The sequence below is a fragment of the Micromonospora cynarisoli genome (genome assembly GCF_030518815.1).
Lineage (GTDB): Bacteria > Actinomycetota > Actinomycetes > Mycobacteriales > Micromonosporaceae > Micromonospora > Micromonospora wenchangensis.
Genome location: NZ_CP130426.1, coordinates 5,338,852 through 5,355,793, shown reverse-complemented (window position 1 = coordinate 5,355,793; position 16,942 = coordinate 5,338,852). Strand labels below are relative to the sequence as shown.

The 16,942-nt window shown below is 71.0% G+C and carries 24 protein-coding genes; 8 read left to right on the top strand and 16 right to left on the bottom strand.

Annotated elements, in window-relative coordinates; translation table 11 throughout:
* Positions 1 to 294: 294 nt before the first annotated feature.
* Positions 295 to 984, top strand: coding sequence for a hypothetical protein (locus Q2K16_RS23450; RefSeq protein WP_302740176.1), 690 nt, complete (start codon positions 295 to 297; stop codon positions 982 to 984).
* Positions 985 to 1,038: 54 nt separating this feature from the next.
* Here the strand turns inward: Q2K16_RS23450 and Q2K16_RS23445 are convergent, their stop codons facing one another.
* A complete protein-coding gene (locus Q2K16_RS23445) occupies positions 1,039 to 1,206 on the bottom strand; it encodes an excisionase family DNA-binding protein (RefSeq protein ID WP_302740175.1) in 168 nt (55 codons plus the stop codon).
* Positions 1,207 to 1,392: 186 nt separating this feature from the next.
* Between Q2K16_RS23445 and Q2K16_RS23440 the strand changes: the two genes are divergently transcribed.
* From Q2K16_RS23440 to Q2K16_RS23415, 6 genes are all read left to right on the top strand, one after another.
* The gene (locus tag Q2K16_RS23440; RefSeq protein WP_302740174.1) at positions 1,393 to 2,751 is read left to right on the top strand and encodes a sigma-70 domain-containing protein; all 1,359 of its coding nucleotides are present in this window, start codon (positions 1,393 to 1,395) and stop codon (positions 2,749 to 2,751) included.
* Positions 2,752 to 2,827: 76 nt separating this feature from the next.
* Positions 2,828 to 3,172, top strand: a complete 345-nt coding sequence (locus tag Q2K16_RS23435) for a hypothetical protein (RefSeq protein ID WP_302740173.1) — start codon at positions 2,828 to 2,830, stop codon at positions 3,170 to 3,172.
* Positions 3,172 to 3,408, top strand: coding sequence for a hypothetical protein (locus Q2K16_RS23430; protein WP_302740171.1), 237 nt, complete (start codon positions 3,172 to 3,174; stop codon positions 3,406 to 3,408). Before Q2K16_RS23435 ends, Q2K16_RS23430 begins: the two co-directional genes overlap by 1 nt.
* A gap of 2 nt (positions 3,409 to 3,410) precedes the next feature.
* Positions 3,411 to 3,932, top strand: a complete 522-nt coding sequence (locus Q2K16_RS23425; RefSeq protein ID WP_302740169.1) for a hypothetical protein — start codon at positions 3,411 to 3,413, stop codon at positions 3,930 to 3,932.
* A complete protein-coding gene (locus Q2K16_RS23420) occupies positions 3,932 to 4,447 on the top strand; it encodes a hypothetical protein (protein WP_302740167.1) in 516 nt (171 codons plus the stop codon). Before Q2K16_RS23425 ends, Q2K16_RS23420 begins: the two co-directional genes overlap by 1 nt.
* A 120-nt stretch (positions 4,448 to 4,567) precedes the next feature.
* Positions 4,568 to 5,032: a hypothetical protein gene (locus Q2K16_RS23415; RefSeq protein ID WP_302740165.1), complete on the top strand. Its 465-nt coding sequence runs from the start codon at positions 4,568 to 4,570 to the stop codon at positions 5,030 to 5,032.
* Positions 5,033 to 5,118: 86 nt separating this feature from the next.
* Here Q2K16_RS23415 and Q2K16_RS23410 read toward each other — a convergent pair whose 3' ends face one another.
* Positions 5,119 to 5,349, bottom strand: a complete 231-nt coding sequence (locus tag Q2K16_RS23410; protein WP_302740164.1) for a holin — start codon at positions 5,347 to 5,349, stop codon at positions 5,119 to 5,121.
* 26 nt (positions 5,350 to 5,375) lie between these two features.
* Between Q2K16_RS23410 and Q2K16_RS23405 the strand changes: the two genes are divergently transcribed.
* Entirely contained in the window at positions 5,376 to 5,699 is a 324-nt protein-coding gene (locus Q2K16_RS23405) for a hypothetical protein (RefSeq protein ID WP_302740162.1), read from the top strand.
* On the opposite strand, the gene Q2K16_RS23400 is transcribed toward Q2K16_RS23405, so the two are convergent.
* From Q2K16_RS23400 to Q2K16_RS23335, 14 genes are all read right to left on the bottom strand, one after another.
* Positions 5,700 to 5,930: a hypothetical protein gene (locus Q2K16_RS23400; RefSeq protein ID WP_302740160.1), complete on the bottom strand. Its 231-nt coding sequence runs from the start codon at positions 5,928 to 5,930 to the stop codon at positions 5,700 to 5,702.
* 274 nt (positions 5,931 to 6,204) lie between these two features.
* Positions 6,205 to 7,134 (bottom strand): hypothetical protein, encoded by a 930-nt coding sequence (locus tag Q2K16_RS23395; protein WP_302740159.1) that lies wholly within the window; start codon positions 7,132 to 7,134, stop codon positions 6,205 to 6,207.
* A gap of 8 nt (positions 7,135 to 7,142) precedes the next feature.
* Positions 7,143 to 7,607: a hypothetical protein gene (locus Q2K16_RS23390; protein WP_302740157.1), complete on the bottom strand. Its 465-nt coding sequence runs from the start codon at positions 7,605 to 7,607 to the stop codon at positions 7,143 to 7,145.
* An 8-nt stretch (positions 7,608 to 7,615) separates the two neighbouring features.
* Entirely contained in the window at positions 7,616 to 10,399 is a 2,784-nt protein-coding gene (locus Q2K16_RS23385; RefSeq protein WP_302740156.1) for a hypothetical protein, read from the bottom strand.
* A gap of 12 nt (positions 10,400 to 10,411) precedes the next feature.
* Positions 10,412 to 12,379, bottom strand: a complete 1,968-nt coding sequence (locus Q2K16_RS23380; RefSeq protein ID WP_302740155.1) for a phage tail tape measure protein — start codon at positions 12,377 to 12,379, stop codon at positions 10,412 to 10,414.
* A 67-nt stretch (positions 12,380 to 12,446) separates the two neighbouring features.
* Positions 12,447 to 12,647: a hypothetical protein gene (locus Q2K16_RS23375; RefSeq protein ID WP_302740154.1), complete on the bottom strand. Its 201-nt coding sequence runs from the start codon at positions 12,645 to 12,647 to the stop codon at positions 12,447 to 12,449.
* The gene (locus tag Q2K16_RS23370; protein WP_302740153.1) at positions 12,644 to 13,186 is read right to left on the bottom strand and encodes a DUF7426 family protein; all 543 of its coding nucleotides are present in this window, start codon (positions 13,184 to 13,186) and stop codon (positions 12,644 to 12,646) included. The genes Q2K16_RS23375 and Q2K16_RS23370 overlap by 4 nt, the downstream gene beginning before the upstream one ends.
* Complete coding sequence (locus tag Q2K16_RS23365; RefSeq protein WP_302740152.1) at positions 13,186 to 13,941, bottom strand: phage tail tube protein; 756 nt, start codon at positions 13,939 to 13,941, stop codon at positions 13,186 to 13,188. The genes Q2K16_RS23370 and Q2K16_RS23365 overlap by 1 nt, the downstream gene beginning before the upstream one ends.
* An 18-nt stretch (positions 13,942 to 13,959) precedes the next feature.
* A complete protein-coding gene (locus Q2K16_RS23360; RefSeq protein WP_302740151.1) occupies positions 13,960 to 14,412 on the bottom strand; it encodes a minor capsid protein in 453 nt (150 codons plus the stop codon).
* A 1-nt stretch (position 14,413) separates the two neighbouring features.
* Positions 14,414 to 14,767 carry a hypothetical protein gene (locus Q2K16_RS23355; protein ID WP_302740150.1) on the bottom strand — a complete coding sequence of 118 codons (354 nt, stop codon included), beginning with the start codon at positions 14,765 to 14,767 and terminating at the stop codon, positions 14,414 to 14,416.
* A gap of 2 nt (positions 14,768 to 14,769) precedes the next feature.
* Complete coding sequence (locus Q2K16_RS23350; protein WP_302740149.1) at positions 14,770 to 15,111, bottom strand: hypothetical protein; 342 nt, start codon at positions 15,109 to 15,111, stop codon at positions 14,770 to 14,772.
* A 3-nt stretch (positions 15,112 to 15,114) separates the two neighbouring features.
* The gene (locus Q2K16_RS23345) at positions 15,115 to 15,483 is read right to left on the bottom strand and encodes a hypothetical protein (protein ID WP_302740148.1); all 369 of its coding nucleotides are present in this window, start codon (positions 15,481 to 15,483) and stop codon (positions 15,115 to 15,117) included.
* A gap of 51 nt (positions 15,484 to 15,534) precedes the next feature.
* Complete coding sequence (locus Q2K16_RS23340) at positions 15,535 to 15,942, bottom strand: hypothetical protein (protein WP_302740147.1); 408 nt, start codon at positions 15,940 to 15,942, stop codon at positions 15,535 to 15,537.
* Between the two features lie 27 nt (positions 15,943 to 15,969).
* A complete protein-coding gene (locus Q2K16_RS23335; protein WP_302740146.1) occupies positions 15,970 to 16,938 on the bottom strand; it encodes a major capsid protein in 969 nt (322 codons plus the stop codon).
* Between the last annotated feature and the right edge of the window lie 4 nt (positions 16,939 to 16,942).

Here is a 16,942-nt window from a genome sequence, read left to right as displayed (position 1 = left end):
CCCCCAGCCTCCGAAGCCGCCCGCTCCGGCTCGCTGGCCCGGGTGGGTGATCGCCGCCGTGGTCCTGGTCCTCATGGCCGCAAGGATCGCTGGGTGGTGGCAGCGGTGAGCGAGGTAGGCAGGCGCACCTGGTGGCAGCTGATGATCCAGCACCGGCCCACGGATGGCCGGTGCCCAGTGTGTGGGGTGCGGCGGTGCGCGGAGCGGGCGTACGCACGGTGGGCGCTGATCGTCGGCGGACTCTGGCACCTCGGGCCGCCGGCCGACCTTTGACCCAACGAGAGAATGGATCTCATGATCACCACCGCTAACGCCACCCGTCGTGGCACCCGCGATCACAACTGCGACGGCGCGCACACCTGGACGACCGCCGATGGCACGACCCACGCCACCGTCATCGACGGCACCGGCGACAGTCGCGAGCTGGCCCACCTCGCCGACGTCGCGGCCGTCGCCGTCTCCAGGATTGCCGACCGCCGCAGTGGCCTGGCCGGCCTCCTCACCGCCGCCGACCTGTTGGGCGACGACCACACCGCCGCCGCAGTGACCGCCACCGTCAGCTCCGACGGTGGGGTGCAGGTCTGCTGGATCGGCGACTGCCGCGCCTGGTGGTGGGACGGGTCCGCCCTGCGGCAGCTCACGACCGACCACACCATGGGTCAGCTCCTGCGCGTCTCCGGCGGATATGCCGCCGAGCAGGTGGCCGCCAGCCAGGACCACTGGCTCCGCCTCAGCCTGGCTGAGGCCACCCCGGTCACGGTGGCGGAGGTCCGGGCACTCGACGCTGACGACACGCTGCTGACCGAGGGGCATCTGCTGCTGCTCACGTCCGACGGCGTCCACCAGGGCGGCGTGCCCCTGGCCGCGTTGACCCGGCTGCACGCCAAGGACCCTCAGCGACTGGCCGACGTGCTCGTGGCCGCCGCCCAGGCCCGCGACGACGGGTACCGGGACGACGCGACCGTGGTGGTCATCGCTGCCTGACCCTGACACACGACAGCCCCGACCGGCCTGGTCGGGGCTGTCGTGTGTCAGGGGCTACTGGCCGGCGCTGCGTTTCTGGATGAGAGCGGTCACCGACTCGGCCTTGATGCGCCGGTGTCCGCCCCGCTCGGTCCGGTAGGAGTCCAGCACGCCTTCGTCGATCATCCGGCGGACCGTCGATTCGCTCTCGCTGAAACCGGCGGCCCGGAGTCTGGCGAGCACCTCGCCGATCGATAGCCACGCACCATCGCCTACCACCGGACCCCCTGTCAGACCTGCCGAGTTGACCAAGTCTGGCAGATCGCGGCGGCGGGGGGCGACAGCCGGGCTGGGTGCGTGAGCGAGCCTCATGCGACCCGAGTCTGTCAGAACTTCCGAATCTGTCAAACCTGTGCCATGATTCCGGGCATGCAGATTCCCGAGTCGATCCGGCCCGCGGTCGACGCCGTCCTCACCTGGCTGACCGGTTACGGCCAGCCCCTGCTCTTCGGCGCTGGCGTGGTGGGCGCACTGCTTGCCCTCGGCCTGGTCCTGCGGTTCCTGCGCACGGGTCAGGTGCACGAGCGCCTCGGCCTGGTCGCGGTCAGCCTCGCCACCCTGTTCGCGATGGAGGGCATGTACGAGGTCGCCCACGGGCCTCTCGGCCTGAACACGCCCGGGTCGCTGATGTTCTGCGCCACGTTCGAGGTGGTGATGCTCCACCAGGGCAGCCTCGCCGCCCACAAGCTCGCCGCCGCGATCGACGGCGACACCCCGGACATCAGCCGGCACATGCGGTTCGTGTGGATCGTCGCGGTCGCCTCCGGCGTCATCGCCTCCACCGCCTCCAGTTCGCTGACCGAGGTGGTGCTCCGGCTCGTCACCCCGCCGCTGGCCGCCGGCATCTGGTACATGAGCCTCTACGCCGACGTCGAGCCCGCCGAGCGGCAGCCGTCCCGGTGGATCTGGACGCCGCAGCGCATCGGCGTGCGCCTGGGCCTGCTCAAGCCCGGTGCGGTCGACGATCTGACCGAGGTGTTCGCGCAGCGGCGCATCGTCGCCCTGGTCGACGCGGGCATGGAGCTGCACGTCCAGCAGCAGGCTCTCCGACTGCGCGGCGACCAGCCGGCCGAGCCGGCCCGGTGGTGGCAGCGTCGGCGGCGCGACCCGCTCGCGGCGGCGCTGCGCCGGCTCCAGCAGCTCACCAAGGAGGCCGATGCCGACACGGTCGCCGCCGCGCGGGAGCAGCTCCGCCGGGTGCTGAACATCGAGACCGAGCTCTTCCGCGACGACACCCAGCCGACCGACCGCGAGCGGGAGCTGATGGACGAGCTGCGGCTCATCATGAGGCAGGCCACCGACCGACTCAGCGCCGAGGGCCGCAGGGCGTTCGACGCGGACCACCGCGAGCCCCTCGTGGAGCTGGGCGGGATCAGGATGCCGGCTCACATCGCGGCCCAGATCGGCCCGCCGCCGGCTCAGGTCCCGGCTCAGTCGACCGCCGCCCGTGAGCCCGTCGCTGAGCCGGTCAGTGAGCCGACCAGCCCGGCCCGCCGTGAGCCGGACACCGGCTCACCAGTGAGCCCCGCAACGGCTCACGCCCCGGCTCAGCGACGGGTCACCGAACGGCTCACCCAACCGGCTCAGACCGACAGCGCCAAGCGGCTCAGCCAGGCTCGCGCCCGGCTCACCAGGCGGCTCAAGCGTGAGCCCACCAACGCCGAGTTGGCGGAGGCTACGGGGCTCAGCCTCGCGACCGTCAAGCGCTGGAAGCCCCGCACCAAGTAACCGCCCCGGGGCGCGGCTCACCGACTGGACATCGCGCCGCGCCCCGGGCCTCCCAACACACGGAAGGACACCCATCATGACGACCACACACCGCGTGCGCGGCGAGGTCCCCCCGGACTCGCCGTTGAAGGCCCTGGCCGGCCGCACGGTGACGATGCCGGCCGAGTCCCTGGAGCAGCTGGCCGGCAGGGTCCGCGAGATGCGCCAGGCCCGGATCGACCCCGTCGTGCTGCCGGCCCGGCGCATCCCCTGGACGCCCATCGCCGTGGCCCTCACCGCCAGCATCATCGCCGACGTCATCGCGGCGATCCTCGCCATCATCAACGGCTCCGAGCTGGTAGCCGGCATCGCCGCCGCCGGAATGGTGCTGGCCGGCATCACCCTGTTCCCCGTGCTCACCCACCTGGAGATGGACCGCTGATGGCCGCCCTGCCGTACCGCCTGCACATCTTCGACGGCCAGTACGAAGTCCTGGCCGACCGGCGGCACATCGTCATCCTCGACCTGTCGCTGCCCGGGTACGGGACCATCCTCGGCCAGCAGCTCCAGGCGCTCACCCGGGACGCCCTGGCCGCCAACGAGCCGATGGACGCGCCCCGGCTGACGGTCCACGACGCGGGCACCGACGCCTACATCCTCGACTGGACGGGGGTCTGACCGTGGCGCACACCATGTCACCCACGGCGGTGGCCATTCTGCTGCTGCTCGCCCTGCTCGTCGACTACATGAGCATCGGACCCAACTCGCTGCGGGACCGGCTGGCGTTCGTGATGGCCGTGCCCGCCCTCAAGGAGGGCTTCGACGGGTCGCCGGCCGACGCCAAGACCGTCGCCGCCGCCGGTGGGGCCATCCAGGGCCTGTTGGACGCCACCGGCGGGGCGTACATCGCCGGGGCCAGCGTCAACGCCATCCTCGGCGTCGGCATCGGTCTGCTCTGGATCTACGCCATCGGCTGCCTCCTGCCGGTCAAGAGCAGCAAGCGCCTCGGCCGGTTCGCGACCCTGTCGTGGCCGCAGAGCCCCCTGTACCGGATCAACTGGAAGATGTGGGTCGTCGCCGCGCTGCTCGGCATGATGTCCGACCTGCCCAACGGCCTCATCGGTGACGTCACCCGGTCGCTGCTGGACATCGTCACCAACGTCGTGGCCCCGCTGCCCGCCCTCCTGTTCGGAGCTGCCTGATGACCACCACCGCCACCGTGCTGCTCGCCGCAGCCGCCGACGAGCCGACCCGTGGTTGGGGCGGCCCGATCGCACTCGGCATCGTCGGCGTCATCTACGTCACCGCGGTCACCCTGCACGACCGGTGGCTGCGCCGGGACCCCTCCCCCACCGAGGGGGGCGACCCCGACACTGGTGTCAACGCGCAGGTCAGCGCGGTGTCTGACACCGATGACACCACCCGTGACACCGGTTGGTGGGGGCGGATCGTGGAGGTCGACGGCCGGCGGGTCCGGGCCGGCGAGCGCAAGCCGGCGCCAGCCGATCCGGAGGTTGACGTCGACCTGGACGACGTCGCCGAGGACGAGCCGGAGGAGCAGGAGACGGTCGAGGAGGTGATCGGCACGATGCTCGATCGGGGGCACGGGTACGCCGACATCGTCCGCACCATCCAGGAGGAGTTCGACATCAGCGAGGCGACCGCCAAGCGCCGGATCAGGGACGTCCGGGCGGAGCGGATCGCCGCCGCGAGCTGACCTGGAGACGACGCAGCGCCCCCGCCGGCCGGAGCCGTGCGGGGGCGCTGTCGTTGGTCTCACCGTCAGATCCCCGACGATCACCCAGCCGGGTGGCCGGCCGCCGGTACGGTGCCCGGCATGACCCCCCGCCACCTCACCGCGCTCACCGCCGCCGTACTCCTGCTGGCCGGCTGCGGCGGCGACCCCGAGCCGACCGCCGCACCCACGCCGGCGGCGACCAGCCGCGCCCCACTGCCCCTGCTCGTGCGCGGCACCTTCACCCTGGAGCTGCCCAACTTCGGTTGGTCCTCTCAGACCAACATCTGCGCGGGCACGGGCGGCCACGACGACATCGCGGGCGGCACCAAGGTCGTGGTCACCGACAACACCGGCACCATCGTCGGGGTCGGCGCGCTCGACCAGGGCCAGCCGCAGACGGACCCGGAGGACCGGACCCGCGCCGACTCCTGCCTGTTCCAGTTCACGGTCAAGGACGTGCCGTCGGGGAAGGGCTTCTACTCGATCGAGGTGTCGAACCGAGGCAAGGTCCAGTTCAAGGAGACCGACCTCGCCAAGGACTTCGTGCAGCTCGGCCTCACCTGACCCGGGACGCACTGCGGGCCCGCTGACGACGAAACGCCCCCCGCCCGGCCGCAAGGCCAGACGGGGGGCGTTCGTGTTGGTGAGGTCTACCGCTCGTTGGTCACCAGGCTCGGCGAGTCCGGCTCGCCGGCGCCGGCCGACACCACCGAGGTCAGCAGCGACAGCACGGCCGCACCGGCCGCCACACCGCCGGCGAGCGGGAAGTCGGCGTGCAGGACGTTGAACCCGGCGTCGAGGGCCCACAGCCCCAGCAGCGCCTGCGCTGCGCTCTTGCCTGCCCGCTCGGCGGCGGCCTTCCAGAACCTGCCCGTGAACATGGGTACCTCCTGGGTACGTTGATGGGGTGGTGCATGTGCCTTCCCTGCCAGCTCGGGGCCGGCTGCTGCTGGCTGAGCTGTCGGGAGTCGCCGGCCGATACGGCATCGGGGCCGACCGGGACGTCGACCGGGACCAGGCGGTCGCGGCCGTCCGGGCCGTCACCGACGACCCGGTGCTGCTGGGCATCCAGGCCGGCGCGGCGATGGCCGACCCGGTCGGGATCTCTGCGCCGACCGTGGAGCTGCTCGCCGCCGCCGGCGCAGACATGGCCGTGGCCGAGCAGCATGCCGCCGAGGTCCGGGCCCGGCTGGAACGCCAGGGCGTCCGGTACGACCGGCCGCCGCCGTAGTCACGAGCAGCCGAACTCCCGGCGCAGCTCGGCGATCGAGTCGGCGATCCGCTTCCCAGCGGGCGTTTGCGGCGGGGTCTGCTGGTACGCGTCATCCAGGGTGGCGACGATCCCGCACCACCGCTGCTCGGCCTGGTGGGCCGCCGCGTTGGTGTACAGGATCGACGTGATCGACGACCCCAGGGCCGCGAGTAGACACGCCACCAGCACCCGCCATCCGGTCCAGGTCACGCCGGATCACCCGCCCCGGACGGCGCTGGCGACGACGAGGATTCCGACGGCGACGACGAGGGCGACGACGGAGAGCCAGATCCGCCCCCACTGGCCTCCCGGCGCAGGCCGACCACCCCGCCCAGCGCTGGCCCCGTAACCAGCGTGAGACCGGCCACCACCAGCATCTCCGACGCCTGCCCGGGCGGGACGATGAACGCCTGGTGCCCCACGATCCCCAGGCCAAGGAGCACGGAGCACCAGTCCCGCACCATCTGCCGGATGCGCTCGCCCGTCACTCACGTGCCTGGCCCGGGACCGGGGCGGCACCGGTGGGCAGCAGGTCCCGCAGCTTGGTCAGCACCTGCTCGGCGGTCAGCTCCCCGGACTCCAGCCGCCGGAGCAGGTCGGCGACCGCGTCCAGCCGGCCGGTCAGCTCGGCCAGCGCCTGGGCGTCACGCTGCACCTCGGCCGCCGCGACCTCGTTGATGCGGGCGATGATCCCCGGCCCGTCCACACCCTTCACCGCAGCGAGGGTCGCCTCTGCCTTCGCCTCGATCCGGGCCAGGGCCTCGGCGATCCGGTTCGGTTCCCGGCGGCGCGTCTTCTCGCCGTCGATCTGGTAGTCGGCGGGGGCGCCGGACAGCAAGGCGGCCGTCCGGTTGGTCGTCGCCCACGCGACGGGGTCCTGTGCCACGGGCACCTCCACGGTCGGGGCCTTGATCAGGCCGATGTGTGTCAGGTAGCGGCGGATCACCGCGGTCTGGTCCCGGCCCGCCTTGATGGCGTCCCGGTGGTAAGAGATGTGGGTGTGCCACAGGTGCGAGTCGTCGCCGGTGGAGCGTCGGCCCAGCCGGTCCCAGCGGCGCACGACCTTGCCGTCCGGGGAGTAGATGACCTCCCGGATGTCCCGGGTGTCGGCCGTCCCCGCCTTGCACTGGTCGACGAGCCACGCGGACAGATGCCGCAGGTCGTACCGCTTACCGCCGACGGTCACCGCGAAGCTGCCGACGTCCAGCGCGGAGGCGTGCTCGGTGAGGCCGGTCCGATCCCGGGACGACTCGACCACCGAGTAGTCGCCGGACACCACCCGGTCCGAGCCGGTGTGGTAGCCGCCCCGGTGGGCCGGGTCGCCGACGATCCCCACCGCCGCCGGGTCGAGGCCCTTGATGGTGTCGAGCAGGAGCCGGCGGACCGCCAGCAGGTTGGCCGGTGCGGTGGTCATGGCAGCTCCTACGGGTGCAGCAGGATCGACAGGCAGGTGTGCCGGGCGTTGAGGCGGACGTTGGACGTCGACGGGGTGATCGACGCGCGCAGGCCGAACGAGTGCGACCCGGCGGCCAGGGCGAACGGCCACGACGCACCAGGCGTCAGCCGCATGTCCGTGACGTTGCCCGGGTCGAACAGCGCCTGCGGGGCACCGGTCGGGATGGCCCCGTCGATGGTCAGGTCCAGGGTCGCCGCGGTGACCGTGGCCGACGTGGTGAGCTGAAAATCGCCCTGCCACACGGCCAGTCCAACCATGCCGCCCTCCGGCACCACGATGGACGTGGTGCCGGAGCTGTACCCCGGGGTGACGTTGGTCAGGGTGAGGTCCGTGGCCGTCGTCGTCAGGGTGTAGTTCGAGCCCAACTGGAGCTGGAACGCCACCGGGTTGAGCCTGCTCGGGGTGATGTAGTCCCCGGCGTCCGTCGTCATATCTCTCCTCAGAGGGGTGCTACAGCCGGCTGCCACACCTGCACCGGAGTGCCGGCCGGCCAGGACCTCTCGACGCCGTTGACGGCGCGGGCGGACACGGTCGCGGTCTGCGGGCTGGACGAGCCGGCAATCGCCGACACCGTCACCCGCTCGCCACCCACCGCCAGGTCCAGAGGCATCGCCGACGCCTTGGTGGTCCAGAGGCCCGCCGTCGACGCCAGGGACAGGGTCGTCGGGTCAAAGACCCGCACGTCATCCCAGGTGACGACCGGTGCGACGTTGGTGTTGCCGGTGCCGAGGATCGCCCGGCACGCCTGCCGGCCGGCGGTCAGCGCCGAATCCGTGCCGGTGCAGTCCCAGGTGGTCGGCTCCGGGTCGGTGGCCAGCCACACGCGCATCGCCAGCAGGGTGCCCCGGGCGCGGGCCCGCATCCGCAGGGCGGCGCCGGGGGCGAGGGCGGTCTGGGTCTTGCCGATGGTGCTCTGCACGCCCGCGACGCGCTTCTCGATACCGGCCCAGATGCTTTGGTCAGGCCGCAGCTCCACCACGTACAGGTACGTGTTGTTGTTGTCGGTCCACCTGAGCCCCAGCATGGGCTGGATGTCGCCGTCAACGGCGAGCGGTGCGGTGATCGTGGCGACCATGTCCGCGTCGGCGCGGCTGGTCCCGACGATGGCCCGGCGGGACACGAGCACGGTGCCCAGGGCCATGCGGCCGACCCCGCCGGAGGCGCTGTAGTCCGATGCGGTGCCCTCCACCGTCCAGGAGCCGCCAACGTCGGCGGTCGGCCAGGACGAGGCGGCGGTGGCCGCGAATCCGGCGGACACCACGGTCGCGCCGGCCAGGTCGGTGTCAGCCGCCAGCGTCGACCCGTCCGTCGCCGCCCGCCGCGCCCCGCCGGCCGTAGCGACCTGCCACGGAGCGGCCGGCACCACGGACATGCTCGCCCGCCACGACTGCCGCCCCCGGAACGTCTCGCTCGCGCCGACAACCAGCTGGTCGATGACGCCCGGGACCGCCTGAGGCGGCGGGTTGACCACCTGGATGCGCGACCCGGGCCGGCAGGCCACCCACGCGGCAGCCAGCTCCCGCGAGCTGCCCAGGTTGATGCCGACCGACGGGTATCGGGGCTCTGCGACCGTGGACTGCCGCAGCCGCCAGCCGGCCTGGTCCGCCAACGGGGCGTCGCTGGCCAGGTTGAGGTTGGCGCTGGCCTCGATCCGCCCCTGCACGGCGATCGACGCCGGGTCGTCGGCCGTCGCCGAACTGCCCTCGGTCCGCTCGACCGTCCAGGAGTTGCGCAGGAGCTGGTCGTCGTCAGTCGGCTCGAACGCGCCGGCCAACTGCCTGGCGTCGGCGTCGATCGTGAGCGTCACCGGCGCGTTGTACCGGGCCGCCCGAGGCAGGTACGCCAGCCCAAACCCGGACTCGTAGAGGAGCCCACCGTCGGCCGCCTCGCACTCCTCATACAGCGGCATCGGCGTCGACTGCGGCTGCCAGCCCATCCGCTGGTACGACCACAGCGGCACCGTCGGCATCGTCAGCGGCACGCCATCCTCGGCGGCCAGGCGCCGCAAGCGATCACCCGCCGACTCGTTCTGAAAGGAGCGCCTCGCCTCGCGCACGAACACCCCGGCAGCATCAACGCTGCTGGTAGGCACCGCTTCCACCGGCAGGGGCGCACGCGCCCACACGGCGACATGTCCGGCGAGCAGCTCGGCGGTGGCGGTCGCTGAGGCGGGATTGACCGCCACCGACAGGACGCCGCCAAGCTGGCCGGAGAACGTCGTCGATCCCGGGAGGTTGGTCGCCGGGCCGCCGTCCAGGCGCACGGTCACCGTGCCCGCCGACACCGATGCCGACACCCCGTAGCTGACGAAGGTCGATGTCGTCGACCCGTAGTCGATCAGGGTGGTCGGGGCTCCGGCGACGTTGTAGCCGATGACCTGGGTGCGGCTGAGGGTCGTCATCTTGAGCTGCCATCGCCGGTACGTGCCGCTGTCGCACGTCCACTCCATGAGGACCGTGTCGCTCGGCAGGGTGGAGTAGTCGGCCCTGATCGCCGCATGGACCGTCCATGCGCCAGCAGCGGTAGCGGTGACCGCGGCGGCCGGCAGGGCGGCGGCGAGCTGGCCGCCGCCGGAGAGGTCAGCCAGGGCGGCCGTGCCGTACCGGGTGACCGTGATTCCCTCGTACGAGTAGTCCGGGACCCGTTTGAACTCGACGATCCCGGACACCCTCAGCGGGCCCTGTCCGGCGATGGCTGCGGCGGCCTGCTGGGAGAGCACCCCGTCTTCGGCGGGCCAGTACGCGACCGGGCGGGCTGCGGTGATCGTCCGGTACATCGGCGTCCGGGCGGGCGGGGAGCCGCGGTTGACCCGGCCGAGGATGCCGACGGCCTCGATCCGGGCCAGGGCCATCTCGGCGGATCGACCCGGCCAGGTCAGGGGCCACCGGCGAATGTAGCCCGAGTACCGGTTGCGCCAGCCGACGCCATCGCCCAGGTCGATGTCGTATGAGATCGGCGTCCACTTGCGGACGTTCGGCCAGTACGGCGACATTGGATGCCCGGAGGTGAACCGGCCATCGCTGTTCTTCAACGCCAAGGTCATCGTGCTCGTCTCGGGCTGGACAGCGCCCTGCGACCGACCCCAGCCGATATTCACATCCACCGGGGCGTGCCACCATTCGGTGACATCCGTCCACGTCCAGGTCGCCGGGTCAGCCGCGATGGCCGCCCCGAACGCGATCCGGATCCGAACCCCCAGCGGGTCGCCGGTCAGGTACGACACTTCCTCCCCCTTCTACGCCGTGCCCATGACGCGCTGCACGCTGCCGCCACCTTGGGCGACCTGCTCCCGCAGTACGACGACCAGATCGGAGCCCCGGATGCGGAACTCGCCGCTGAGCAGGAGCCGCATCAGGCCGGCGACGGCTGGCCCGGACGACAGGGGTTGGATGGTGGCCCCCCGGTTGAGGTAGGCCAGCTCGGGGCCGCGCTCGCCGACGACGCTCAAGCCGGGAGCGAGCGCGGTGCCACCCTTGGCCAGGTAGGGAATGTTCGGGGTCGACAGGGTGACCGAGGGGATGCCGACACCGAGCACAGACCCACCACCCAAGGTGAGCTGGAAATTGTTCCACCGGCCGATCATCCAGTTGACCGCCGACCGGAATGCACTCTTCAGGCCGTCAAACATTCCCCGGGTGGCGCGGCCCATTCGCACACCGAGGCCGAACACGAAATCGACCAGGGCGTTGAATTTCCCGACGATCCAATTCTTCGCGCTCGTCGCCCCTGCCTTTATCTCGGACCAATGCTTGGCGATCCAGTAAACCGCCAAACCGATGGGCCCGGTGATAATCGCCAACAGCAAAGGCCAATTCTCGCTGACCCAGGAAAAAACGGCCACCGCACCGTCCTTTATCCCGGTCCACGCCCATTTCCAGGCGTCCTGAAACCAGCGGGTTTTCGTCGCGATGACCACGATCACGGCGACCAGGGCGACGATGCCGAGCACGATCCACGTGATCGGCGACGTCCACAGCGCCAGGTTGAGGATCACCTGCACGGCCGCCCACACCCGCATAGCGATGGTGATGGCGTAGATGACCGAGGCGAGTCCGGCCAGGCCGGTCACCAGAGGCACTACCCACCCGGAATTCCTGCTCAGCCATCCGAAGGTGGCCTCGATGTACGGCACCGCAGCGGCGAGCTTCTCGACCAGGGCCTGCTGCGCCTGCCGCTTGAACGCCTCCAGCTTCTGACTGGCGGTCTTCTCCAGTGCGGCACCGGCCCGGTCGGAGGCGCCCGCCACCCCCTCAAGCCCGGCACCGGTCGAGGACAGGGACCGCAGAAACTCGGGGATGTCCTGGACGTTGAGATCTTCCAGCGGGGTACCGAAGAGTGCGATGGCCGCGTTGGCCTGCTTCGTTGGATCCTTGATCGACAGGAGTCCGTCGACGGTCTGCTTGAAAGCCCCCTGCGCGTCCTTGCCGCCCTTGAGAATCTTGTTGGACATTTTCTCGGCGTCCAACCCGATCGACTTGTATGCGGCCACCGAGGCGGTCGACATATCCGTCGACCGGATCGTGAATTCCTTGAGCGCGTCGCCGGCCTTGTCGATGCCGTACGTGCCCTTCTCGGATGCCTTCACCAGCAGGGAGAACGCCTGATTTCCGTCGAACCCAAGCGCGTGGAAGAATTGCCCGTACTCGTTGCCGGCTTCCAGCACGTCCTCGCGCAATGCGGCCGGCACTCGCCCAGACGCGGCCGTGATCAGGTCCATGGCCTGGTCGGCGTTCTTGACCAGGCCGGATCCGATCAGGGTGGAGGCGTACTGCGTCGCCGTCGCAACGTCGGTGTCCCACGCGGTGGCGTACGCCTGCACCTTCGCGGTCATCCGCTCGATCGCCCCGGCGTCGTCGACCTTGGCCAGGTGGGAGGAGACGACCGCCCGGGCGGCCTCCATCGCCTGGCCGGCGGACTCACCGAAGCCGCGGGCGTAGACCCGGCCGGCAGCATCGCCGATGGTCTTCGCCAGCACCGGGTCGCCGACCTGGGCGGTCAGCTTGGCGCGGGCGGCGTCGAGGTCCATTCCGCCCAGGAGGCCGGCGCCGATGCCGGCGGCCAGGGACGCGCCGATAACAGGGGCGAACTGCTGGGCCTTCTCGCCCGCCTGCCGCATCTTCGTCTGGGCCGCCCTGAGCCCCTTGGCGAGCTGCGTGTCATCCGCGCGCAGGTACGCGACCAACTCGCCGAGCTTGAGCGCCATCGGTGATCGCCTCCTAACTGGACGCCGGCCGGTACGGTGCGCGGGGTCACCACTGAGGGCAGGCCACCTACTGACCGGGAATCTCCGGGTCGGGAGCAAACGCCCGGTAGGTGCGGGTGTCCGCAGCCAGCAGGGCAAAGATCCGAACCTCAAGCCACCGCCAGGACCGGGCCCGCATCAGGGCCCGGTCCTCGACGTCGATGCCGTACTCCGAGTGCAGGTCAGCCTCGACGAGCGCCCACCGGCCGAGCAGGGCCGACCAGCTCACCGAGCCTTCCGGCGGCCCCTGCTCCTGCGCCCGGACGTCGTCGGGGATCTCGTACCACTCGTAGAGGCCAGAGACTGGGTCTCGCCGCCCCCGCCCGTACGGGTCCCGCCAGTCCGCTGCTGGGCCCGGCGCTCCTGCCGGTTCGCCGGGCCCGGCGCTTCCGGGTGGCCACCGGATGTCCAGTACCGTTCAGCGGCCTCCTCACCGCCGATGATCCAGATGTAGGCGGCCTGCCCGCAGAACTGGATGTACGGATCTTTGATCTTGTCGTCGACCATCTGCTGGTAGACGTCGCCGAGGACCCGCTCCGGCAGCGACAGGTCACCAGGGAGCTGCGGCATCCGCTCGATCCGGGCAACCGCAGCCTGCATCTCAGCGTCAGAGCTGGCCCTGTGCACCTCGCCGGTCACCTCGGCCAGCCGCCGGCACCACAGACCCAGCTCCGCCGACGCCAGCGGCACCACGTACTCCCGGCCGTGGACCGTCAGCGTCAACCCAGGAGACCAGTACTGGTCGAGATCGCCGAGCCGAGCGCCCATCAGGCGTAGGTGTAGTCGTCGGCGCTGGTGTTGGCGCTGGCCCCAGTCGTGTTGGTGACCTTGACCTGCACCGTTGCCGCCGTGTGCGCTGGGGGGATCGCCACGATGTGCGAGTCGGAGACGATCGTGTAGTCCGTCGCGTCGTCGGTGCCGAAATCCACCGCGGTGGCACCGGTGAAGTGGACGCCGTAGATGTTGACGACTTGGTCGTCGCCGGCCGTGGATCCGGAGGTCGGGAAGATGCTGGTGATGACGGGGGTGAGGTTGCCGGCCGGGTTGGTGATATCGGCAATCGGCCCCTGTCCCTGGAGCACCACGTCGACTGTCTCGCGGCCCTTGCCACCCGACGGCGCCCAGGACTTGACGTAGACGCGGCCCTCGTGGCTGTTCCCGTCGTCGAGCCCGTCGCGGTGGTACCAGCGGATGCCGAACTCGTTCTTGCCCGCCGAGCTGGTGCGCAGGGCCTTGAACCTGGCGCGCAGGAACGCCTGGATCGTGTCGATGCTGGTGCCGGCCAGGTTCGTCGACCACGCCAACTTGACCTCGATGCGCCAGGAGTACCCGGTCACTTCCTCCCGCGCCGCTCCCGCGTCGGAGTACATCTCGTCGTCCTCGGTGCGGCGCTCCTCGACCAACTTCGCCTCCTCGATGCCGAGGAGCTGGCCGTAGGAGACAGTGGGGTAAGCGCCGGTGTCGATGTCCAGTCGGTGCTGGCGGGCCAGCTCGGTGACCCGGGTGACGGGGGTGGTCGCCATGGCGGGACCCTGCCTCTCTCAGTCGATGCGGTTGGCCGTCGGGCGCATGGCCTGCACGGTGTAGTTGCTGGAGGTCTCCCACCGCCGATTGCCGTCCTGGCCGAGGGAGGTGTACGAGCGGCGGGTGATGTCGACGACCGAGACGGTGCCGACCGCGGCCCGGCCGAGACTGTCGAGCAGGTCGTAGACGGCGTCGGCCAGGTCCTCGACGTCGCGCGGATCGTCCGGCAGCCCCCGGCAGCGCACCTGCACACCCACCGCGTGGTCGGCCATGCCGGGCAGGTCGGCACCGAGCGGGTATGCGGCGAGGGTGATCAGCCGGTCGGGCTGCTGCGGGATGGCGCGGATGACGATGGCTGTGGCGTCGGAGGGGTACGCGCCGGATGGCTGCCAGGTGCCGACGTCGGCGGCGTCGATCAGCTCGGCCAGGCCGGTGAGGAGTTGGGAGGTCCAGCCGTCGCCGGTCACCATCTCAGCCTCCCAGCGGCTTGCGCGTGGCCCGCGCGATGAGGGCGAGCATCGTGTCCCGCTCCGTGTCCATCGGCTCTTCCAGGTACTTCGCTTGCCGACCCTCGTCGTGTCGCAGCGTCATGTCCTCGTGCTGCTTCACCGCGTACGGCCGGTCGTACGAGACGGCGACCGCTCCGGTGCCCGGGTCGCTCGACACCTCACCGGAGCGCTCCAGGTCGCCCTCCTCATGCGGGGCGAGCCCGGACGACATCTGAAGCAGGTGCTCGCCGGCGAGCAGAGTGCCGTCGAAGGAGGCACCGGCCAGGGCGGCGAGCACCTTGTCTCCGTCCCAGTCGAGGCGGAACTCCTCGGGCATGATTACTCCAGGGATAGTTCGACGTGCTCTGGAAGCGGCAGCCCGTGTGCGGAGATGTCCGACCGGGCCAGCACCCGCAACGTCCGGCCGGCCCAGGTCACCCGGGATCCGGGCGGGCACACGGTGCCGGGCGGCGCGTACACCGTGGTCGATGACACCTGCTCGGCGCCGGCCGCGTCCTGGGTTTGCACCCGCACCATGCGGCGGGTCTGCTCCACCACGCACGGTGTGACGTCCGCCGCCGCGGCGTAGACGTCGCCGTACGCCCCGGACCCCTCGTACGCCTCCACGCTGATCGTGGCCGGGGTGGGGATGTGCAGCGCGATGAACTCGGCCCAGTCCACAGCTCACCTGCTCTGCGGGCCGTGGCCGGTCAGCCCGGCAGCCTGAAGGATGATCCACGCCTGCTCCCAGAGACCACGGATCTTGACCGGGGTGTCGTCGGCGGAGGCGGCCTGGACGGTGAGGCGGCCGATGGTGAAGCCGCCACGGCGGCGGGTGCCGCTGCCGGTGACGTCGCCGTGGTCGAGGCCTACGGCGATCTGCTCCAGCGTCGCCTCACGCAACGCGTCGACGACGGCCGTGCTCTCCGGGTCGTAGACGGAGCACAGGAGCGCCCGGTCCACGTCCCGGCTCGCCCGGTCGAGGAGTTGCTGCGCGTTGGCCGGTGTCCGGCCGAGCTTGTCGTGGAGCTGGTCGACGGTCGCGTACGCCACCGGTGCCTCCTCGGCGGGGTGGCCGGGCCGCGAACCCGACCACCCCAGGACTCAGATCCGCTCGGACTTGCCGGTCTCGAGGTTGCGGCGCAGCTTCACGCCGCCGACCTCGTACTCCTCGTACCGGTCCTTCGAGGTGTCGCGGCTCGGGTCGCCGGCCGGCGGGACCTCTCCGGTCTTGACGTAGCCGACGACCGCGCCGACGCCGTCCTTCGCGGCCTCGGCGAGCTTGTCGCCGGAGACCACGACGGTGGATACCCGCTCGCGCGGGTCGGTGGTGTCGGCCGGCCCGTCGCCGGGGGCGGTGATCTGCCGCTCGCCGGGGACCTGGCCCTCAGCGACGGTGACCTCCGGGACCTGGCCGGGGGCGTGGCCCTCGGCGGCGACCTGCTCGGCCGCCGCCTGTGCCGTGTTCGGGGCCTCGTCGGCCTTGGGCTTCCTCTGCGCGCTGGTCGCCATGACCCGCGCCTCCTTTCTGCGGTGGGCTCAGCCGTTCAGGACGCCGGTCATGCGGGCCGCGGCCTTGCCCGCGAAGACCGCCACGCCGGTGAAGAACTCGATCCGGGTCCGGTAGACCGGCTTCGCGTCGATCTCGCCCAGGTCCCGGACGTCCACGCCGCCGTTGGTGAGGCCGGTGACGCCCTTGTCGCTCTCGTCCTGCCCCCACTTCACGGCGTAGATCGAGGACGCGGTGCCGGCGGCGGTGCCCTGGGTTTCGGTCTGCGGCAGGATGTCCACGCCGGCCGCCGTCTGGCCCGGGTCGAGGACGGGGATGCCGTTGTACGTGAGGACCCGCTTGCTGGTGAGGTCCTCGCGGACAATGTCGACGCCGCCGATCCGGCGGCCCGCCGAGCGGATCTTCGCGCTGATGAAGCTGTTGGCGTAGATCGCGCCGTTGCTGGCGTTGATGCCCGGCACCCGTGACAGCAGGTTGTCCAGGGCGTCGAAGAAGGCGTGCGGGTCGCTGGTGCCGTTGCCGACGACGGGGATGCCGTTGGTGCCGGCGGCGAACACCTGGCTACCGGTGAGCCGCTTGCGGAGGCCGTCGAAGCCGTTCGGGGCGTCGCCGCCGCCGGCCACGTCGCCGTTGAAGAACGCGTCCTGGAACCGGTAGCTCGCGGCCTTGACCTTCATCGCGGTCTGGACGGCCCGCTGGTCGTTGATGTTGCCGCGGGTCTTGACGATGAAGGTGTCGACGTCCGCGTCGCCACCGAGGATGACCAGGGACTCCGTCGACTGGTTGACCACGCCGGTCGACTCGGTGTACTGGCCGTTCACGGCGCGGAACTCCACGCCCGGCAGCGTGCCCTCGCTGTTGTAGGCGTACGCGTTGCCCTCGATCGTCATGAACGGGATCCGGTCGAGGATGGGGCTGACCTGCACGAACGTTTCGATGACGCCGCGCTGGAGGTCGTTGGTGCTCAGGGTCGCGGCCTGAGCGAGGGTTACCGCCACGGTG